Raw genomic sequence first — 8070 nt, forward strand, 5'->3', positions numbered from 1 at the left:
ACCTCTCAGGATGCGTCTCAGGTGGCGCTTCTGCAGCGCACTATTGATACGGTCAACGAGGTTAATACGACGTTGACTAGCGCTAGTTCGCAGGTTGCTCAGGTGCGTCAGAGCCTGGATGATACGTCTGCGACTTTGGGTAAGGACACTGCCGAGCATCTGAAGACTCAGAATGAATCGTTGACGAAGACTATGCAGGGTCTACAGGCGAATATTGAGAGCCTGCAGAAGGATCTTTCTGAGGCTTCGCGTACTAATAACTCTCAGCTGATTTCTCAGTTGGAGCGTACTGTTTCTGCTCTTCACTCGATGTTGGGTGATACGACGGCGCGCCCCAATGTGTCTGTTTCGCATAGCGGCGGTCGTTGCGTCGTGAATCGTGAGGAGGGTGCGAATAGCCGTAGCGTGTACGGTAATTTGGTTCAGCTGTCTGCTGTTCTGAATGCGTATGCGGAGGCAAGTTCGGATTGTCAGCAGGATCTTACGGCTTCGATTCGTGAGATTGTTGGCCCGGAGCACCCGACCGCTGAGACTTGCTCTTCTAACGGTTCGGTGACCTGTGCCCTGTTTGGTGCGTCGGTGACGGTGCAGAGTTCTTTGATTGCGCTGGTTACTACCGGTGAGAAGATTGTGGATCACCTGCAGCCGGAATATTTGAAGGGTGCGAACAACAACTATTCGGCGTTGAAGCGTCAGATGGATGAGCTTGTTGAGCAGGTGGAGAAGGACCCGTCTTCTCTTGATGGTGATGCTGTGCGTTCTTTGAGTGAGAAGGTTAGTGCGGCTCGTCAGAGTGTGAATCAGATGAAGGAAACGTCGAGTCGTCTGATTGAGAGCATCAAGAACGTTCATTCTCGTGCGGCTTCTGCTCGTGCGGAGCTGGTGGATGGTTCTGGTTCTATGAGTGCTCAGAATAAGGAACTGGCGGAGCAGCTTTGTGCTCTGTCTACTGAGCGTGGCGGTTCTCTGTCTGCTGAGCAGGTTGAGCATCTGCGTGGATACCTGACGGCTTCTTCTTGTGGTGGCGCGGCTTCGCCGTCTGCTGCCCCGTCCTCTGAGGCTCCTAGCCCTGCACCGTCTGAATCTGCTTCTGAGGCTCCTTCTGAGGAGCCGTCGAAGAAGGTTGAGGCTCCTTCCGCCGCTCCCTCTTCTGAGGCGCCTTCCGCTGAGCCTACTGCTACGGAAGGTAATACTCGCGTCATTACGGTGGAGAACGCGAACGAGCGTACCTACACGTCGAACACCCCGGCAGCACGTACTCCGATGGATCAGCGTATTGCTGCCGCGGTAGCTGCGTGGGATGAGGTTCTTGCCGCTACTTCGATGGATGACCCCAAGGAGGGTCTGGCTCGCGACGCCAAGGACCTTAACGATGCCGTGAACGCGGTAGATGGTGCCCTGGGCGAGGTTGAGAAGACCCTGAACGATGCCGCAAACGCACAGAACCCGGATGCGGAGAAGAAGGAAGAACCTGCTGATGAAGCTAAGGTTTCTCTGCGTGACCGTATCCATTCGGCTTCGGATGCCGTCAATGCTTTGGGTAAGAACCTTGAGGATATGACGAACATGCAGGCTGACCTCTCCACCGCTATTAAGGAAGCATTCAAGGACTCTGCCGATGAGACTCGTGAGAGCCTGACGAACATGATTAGCGAGGAGATTCGTAAGGTTTCGAGCGATGGTTCTTCTAGCGCTTCGGCTGCTAAGGAGGCGTTCTCTGCTTCGATTGCTGGCATTACTGATACCGCGAATACTGTGGTTCAGGTGGCTGGTGAATCCATCGAGGTTCAGCACAAGGATATGAATGATCGTATTGAGGGTCTGCGTCAGTCTCTGGATTCGGTGACTGAACGTTCTCTGGTTGCGCTGAACACCCGCGCTGAGAACGCTACCCGAGATTTGGCTGGTGCATCCGTTCAGCTGAATAACGACCTGTCGAAGCTCATGCTTGATTTGGGTGATAGCAACGCTGAGGGTGCTGGCCTCTTGGGCGCGCTCAAGAGCAATAGCGCGAAGGCTGGTGCGGCTGATTACCAGCTTGCTTTGGCGATGCAGAATGCTCAGGGTTACACGAACCTCCGTTCTGAGGATATTGCTGCTCTGCAGAAGCGTCAGGCGCAGTTCAAGGCATCACTGCAGCGTCTGCGTTCGCTGCCGACCTTCCATCTGTCGAATGCTGGCAGTGCAGAGGTGAAGACGGTGTACACCTTCCAGATTGGCGATTAGCCGTGGGGTTTTCCCCTCATTTGGGCTCTGATTCAGGTCCTCACCGCCGCGAGGGCAGGCGGCTCACTCAGCGCACCGTGGTGTGGTGTGTCAGTCTGTGTGTGCTGTTTAGCCTTGCGGTGGTGGGGATCTGGTATGGCGTGCGCGCTGTGACGCCTCAGCCTTTGCCGCTTGGTACGGGTACGAACCCTGCGTCTGCGGTGACGGTTCAGCAGGCTATTTCTCTTCCTGCGTCTGGTCGTGAGCCTGTTATTGGTGTTGTCGCTACTTTTGGTGATGATGCTGAGGGGTCTGCGTGGCGTCTGAATGCTCAGGGTGCCCGTGTTGCGCAGTACCGTCTGGCTCTGGGTAATTCTTCTGTGAAGGTTCTTTATGCGAACGATAAGGGAACGGAGCAGGGTGCCCGTGAGGCGGTAGAGAAGCTCTCGTCTGAGGGTGCTTTGGGTATTGTGCTTGTCTCTCGGGGTGAGCATCTTCGGGGTGCTACGGCTGCCGCTAAGGAACGCAATGTTGCGGTGATTGAGGCGTATGACCGGGTAGATGCTGGCGATGGGGTGTGGAGTTTTGCTCTGGACCCTGAGCAGGAGAAGCAGGTCTATACGGCTGCTATTCGTTCGCTTGCCGGTGTGTCTAGCACGGGTTCTTCGCAGCAGCTTGATGGTGTGCACACCATCCTGTTGGATGCGGGCGAGGGCTCTGCACCTGACCTTCCCTATACGAATCGCGTTCAGGTTTCTGCTGATGAAGACAGCATGAAGGACACTCTCAAGGAGCTGACGCGTCTTCTGGGGGACAAGTCTTCGGGCTCTTCTCCTGTTCTGGTTTTGACGGGTTCGGCGTCGACTCAGGCGAAGGTGCTTCGTTCTCTTCAGAGGGCGGGTATTACTTCTCCGGTGATTGCGGGTGAGGAAGCGTTGACGGAGCCTTTTATGCGTCTTCTTCTGGAGAACGGTGGTTCCCTGACCGACAATATTCGCGTTGTGGGGCGCATGCAGGCACGTGCTGCGGCGTTGAGTGCTGATGATGCCGGTCGTGCTTCTTCGGCATTTGTGTCAACGGTTGAGCGTATGAAGAACGATTCTTCGCTTAAGGATTTGTCAGGCGAACAGTCGTTCTCGAAATCGGCAGCGTGGGCGGATGCTCCCTCCCATAACGCACTCTTGGCTTTTGCGTATGCCACAAGCCAGGTTCGTGAATACACTCCTGAGGCAGTTCGACGGGTTCTAGGAACTCTCCGGCTGGACGCTAAAGATTCTACGGTCGCGTATCCGTTGGATTTTTCATCTTCTTACGCCGCCGGCGGGCAGGTGGGTCTTCTGTACCCGACCGCGGACGCTTCGATGATTCAGGGTGGGTCTTCCTCAACGGATGCGGTGAATCCGCCGGTGTGGATGCTTCGCACGTTCACCTCAGAATCTCGCGACTAGCTTTTCCGAGCAAAGCCTCATCCGTACAGAGCCAGCCCAACACACCCCGGCTTTCGGGGTTTCCCTCCTAGTCCGTTCACCAGCAGGGCTCACGATTTATCTATTTTGGAGAACACCTTATGCGCTTTTTCCTTGATCTTGAAGAGCATAACGGGAGCTATGAACTAGACTCCTGGCAGCCTGAGACGACCATCGCTGATCTCATCCAGGCGACCGGTGGCCCCTCCCTGCCCGCAGACGAGCCGCTGTATTGCGATAACCGCCCGGTGACGGCATCCTCCACCCTGGCAGAGGTCAAGCCGATGGAAGGTATGCGCATCTCTAGGGCACCACTCTCCTACCCTTCCCTGGTGCAGGGCTGGAGCGTCTGTTTGAGCGGCGGTTCGACGGTTACCCTGCCGCACCCTATCCCCTCTTCGCGTCCTCTGGTGGCGGGTCGTTCCCCGTACGCCGACATTGTGCTTCCCACGGCGAGCGCGTCGTGGGAGCATCTGCACCTGCAGGTGGTTCATGATGAGTCGACGAATACTCAGAAGGTGCGTATCACTGATCCGGGTTCTACGAACGGTAGTTTTGTGGACGGTCAGAAAATCCCTGAGGAGGGTCTGACTGTTTCTGAGAGCACAACTATCCATGTTGGTGATTGTATTCTGACCCTGCGGCCTGCTCCTCAGGAGAAGGCTGCGCCTCGCCCCGGTAGCGCCCCGAATGTGAGCGCGTCAGGTACTGCACCGTTTAACCGTCCGCCGCGTCAGGGCGCGTTGAGCGCCCCTGAGAAGGTGGAGGCGCCTACCCGCAAGAATGTCTCTGACCCGCCAAAGTTCAATATTGCGATGGCGGTGGGCCCGATTATTATGGCGGCGGCAATGGTCGCCATTATGCAGGAGATTCGTTACGCCCTTTTCGCGATGCTCAGCCCCATTCTGAGTATTGGCATGTGGGTGGAGCAGAAGCGTCGTCACGCTAAGGATAAGGTGAAGGAGCGTGTGCGTTTTGAGCAGGAAATGGAGAAGTTTAAGGAACGTATCGCTCTGAGTAACCGTGAGGAAATTGAGCGTCTTCACGACCTTGCCCCGGCACCGGATGCAGTTCTGCTGCGGGCGCTTCTTCCTGCGATGACGTTGTGGCGTCGCCGGAGCACCAGCCCTGACCTGTTGACTTTCCATGTGGGTACTGGGCATATTCATTGGGCTCCTGAGCTGACGAAGCCGAGTAATCCTGAGCCTGAGGTTCAGCATATTCTTGAGCACAATACCCTGTGGGATGCCCCGCTGGTTGCTGACCTGCGTGAGGGCGGTACTATCGGTATTGTGGGTTCGCGTGAGCAGTCTCTTGCCCTGGCACGTTGCCTAGTACTGCAGGCGGCGACCCATACGGGTCCTGCTGATATGACGATTGCGGTCTGCGCTGATTCGGCACGTTCGCAGGACTGGGTGTGGACGTCGTGGCTTCCGCATATGCATATGGCGCAGAACCAGCAGATGCGTTGGTTTGCTTCTGGTAAGGAGCAATCGGATCAGATGTTGCGTTCTCTTTACCATGATATTGAGTCTCTTCCGACCCGCGGCCTGTGCGTGGTCGTTGATTCGGATACCCTCACTGAGGGCCGTGAGTCGCCGGCACGCGACCTTTTGGCGTATGGCGATGAAGTGCGTCTGATGGCGAATAAGACTGCCGCTGCGGGCGCTCGCCGTGTTGCCGGTATTGTGTTGGCTTCTTCTGTTGATCGTCTTCCTGCGTCGTGTACTTCGGTCGTGGAGATTGGCGAGGAGGCTTCTATCACCTATTCGGAGCCTCGCCGCCGTTACACGGTGACTGATGGTGTGCTCGCCGGTGTGAGCGCTGAGGATGCTCTTCATGTGGCGCGTACTTTGGCGCATCATGAGGACCCTGAGCGTCTGCTGTTGGGTGGTGGTTTGCCGCAGCTGGTGAAGCTGCCTGAGCTGGTTGGTTTGCCGACCCCTCCGGGTGCTGAGGATATTGAGGCGTTTTGGTCGCAGGCTAATGGTTTTAGTACTGAGATTGGTGTGGGTGATTCTGGCGCGTTCACGCTGGACTTGGTGAAGGACGGCCCTCACGGTCTGGTGGGTGGTACCACTGGTTCGGGTAAGAGTGAGTTTTTGCGTTCGTTGGTGGCGGGTTTGGCTGCGCACCATGATCCGAGCCGTTTGAACTTTATTCTGGTTGACTTTAAGGGTGGTGCGGCGTTTAAGACGTGTGAGCGTCTGCCGCATACGATTGGTACTTTGAGCAACTTGGACGCTCAGCTGGCTCACCGCGCCATTGAGTCGTTGGAGGCGGAGATGGACCGTCGTCAGCGCCTGTTTGCGGCTGCTGGTGAGGGTGTGGACAACATTAAGGATTATTTGGCGACGAACCCGCCGGAGCCGATGCCTCGCCTGCTGCTGGTGATTGACGAGTTCGCGATGCTGGCGAAGGACTTCCCGGATGTCCTGTCGTCGCTGGTGAGCATTGGTGCGGTGGGTCGTACCCTGGGTGTGCACATGATCCTGGCGACTCAGCGTCCTGCCGGCGTGGTGAATGACGACATCCTGGCGAATACGAACTTGCGTGTGGCGTTGCGTGTGCAGAGCCGTGAGGATTCTTCGAACGTGATTGGTGTTCCGGATGCTTCGGAGATTTCGCGTTCGCAGATGGGCCGCGCCTATGTGAAGCTGGGTCAGAACGATATTTCGCCGGTGCAGACTGCCCTGGTAACGGGCCAGAGCGGCACTGAGGAGGTGACCTCTCTGGAGGTTCGTGCGACCGATAGTATCGGTATTCCTCGTTCGGAGCGTGCGCGTCCGAAGGTGTCGTCGAGTGATGCTAATGACCTGGATCTGCTGATTGATGCTGTTGTGGCAGCTCATGCGGCTCGTGGTGCGGTTGCTCCTCGTAAGGTGTGGCCTGAGCCGTTGGGTTCGTATGTTGATTTGGCTGATTTTGGTGTGCGTGGCTTCCCGGACCCGGATCTTCCCACTGTGGGTGGCGTCCGGGACGGTGTTCTGATGTGCACTTTGGGTGATGAGCCTGAGCTGCAGCGTCAGGTGCCTATGGGCTGGAATATTGAGATGAGCAACCTGCTGTTGGTGGGTGTTGCCGGTAGTGGTACGACTACAACGATTCAGTCTGTAGTGTTGGGTTTGGCTCAGCATTATTCGCCGGAGGACATCGATATTGTTCTGGTGGATATGGGCGCTGATGGCTTGTTGCCGTTGGGTTCTTTGCCGCATGTTGTTTCTGCTGTGGGTACCGGTCAGGGCGCTAGGGAGCGTCAGGCTCGTTTCTTGCGTTTTGTGAAGTCGGAGCTTGATGCTCGCCGTGCTGATGCGTCACGCCGTAAGCCGCTTTTCATTGTTTTGGATGGTTTTGCGACGCTGCGTGATGAGTTCTCTGACGCTGTGAGCATGGATTTGTTGGCGAATTTCTACCGCGTGTATGCGGATGGTCCTGCTGTTGGTATTCACTGCGTGGTGTCGACCAGCCGTGCGAAGAATATCCCGTCGCAGATTCTTGATGCTTCGTTGCAGACGTGGTTCTTCCAGCTGAGCGATGTCCACGATTATTCCTCGCATGGTATTCGCGGTACGAATGTTCCGGCTGCGGTTCCTGGGCGTTGTGTTGACCCGAAGCGTCTGCGTCAGATGCAGGTGGCTACTCCCGCTGTTGGCGTGGAGGAGGCTGTCTCTATGATTCGTGAGCGCTTCCCGCAGGCTCCTGCTAAGCGTGATGTGATTGGTCAGCTGCCGTCGTGGGTTTCGTGGGAGAGCATGCCTGCTGCTGAGTTTTCTCCGAGCCTGTGGCGTATCCCTGTGGGTATTGCGGAGGCTACGTTGGAGGCTTGTGCTTTCGAGCTGTATGAGGGTGAGCACGCCATGGTTGCGGGTAATCCGCGTTCTGGTAAGTCTTCTCTGCTGGTTGCGTTTGCTCGTCTGGTTTCTCGGGCGAGGGCTGCGGCGGAGCAGGCGGTGTCTGCGGCGTTGGCATCCGGTGACGCTGTCGCAGCGGAGAATGCACGCATGGATGCCGCTGAGGTTCCGGAAGTTTGGGCTGTCTTTGATCAGCGTTCCGGTCTGGTAAATGCGCCGGAGGGCGTTTTTGACCGGGTGTTTGAGAGCAAGAATGCTTCTGCTCAGGTGCAGGCGGCGTTGCAGGATGCCGCGGGCCCTGTGCTGTTGCTGATTGATGACGGTGACCGTGTAGATGACCCGATGAACGTTTTTGATGCCATCGTGAAGGGTGACTTCCCGGACGTTCACATTATTGCTACGGGTAAGCCGACTGATTTGCGTCCTTTGTATAGCCATTGGACGAAGGCTATTCGTAAGTTCCGTACTGGTGCTGTGGTTCAGCCGAATGTTGATACGGATATGGACATGTTCGGTTCTATTCCGAGGCGCGCCCCGGTTCAGCTGAG

Annotated in this window: 3 protein-coding genes; all 3 read left to right on the top strand. The window is 56.6% G+C overall.

The window, feature by feature from the left end; all coding sequences use genetic code 11:
* Positions 1-2226, top strand: a 2226-nt coding sequence (locus Q0216_RS08605) for a chitinase (RefSeq protein ID WP_298594550.1), incomplete at its 5' end; no start/stop codon positions are given.
* A gap of 149 nt (positions 2227-2375) precedes the next feature.
* Positions 2376-3653, top strand: a complete 1278-nt coding sequence (locus Q0216_RS08610) for a molecular chaperone Hsp90 (protein WP_298594551.1) — start codon at positions 2376-2378, stop codon at positions 3651-3653.
* 119 nt (positions 3654-3772) lie between these two features.
* Positions 3773-8070 (top strand): FtsK/SpoIIIE domain-containing protein (locus tag Q0216_RS08615; RefSeq protein WP_298594553.1); only part of this gene is annotated, 4298 nt, incomplete at its 3' end.

It is taken from the genome of uncultured Rothia sp. (assembly GCF_937976295.1).
Lineage (GTDB): Bacteria > Actinomycetota > Actinomycetes > Actinomycetales > Micrococcaceae > Rothia.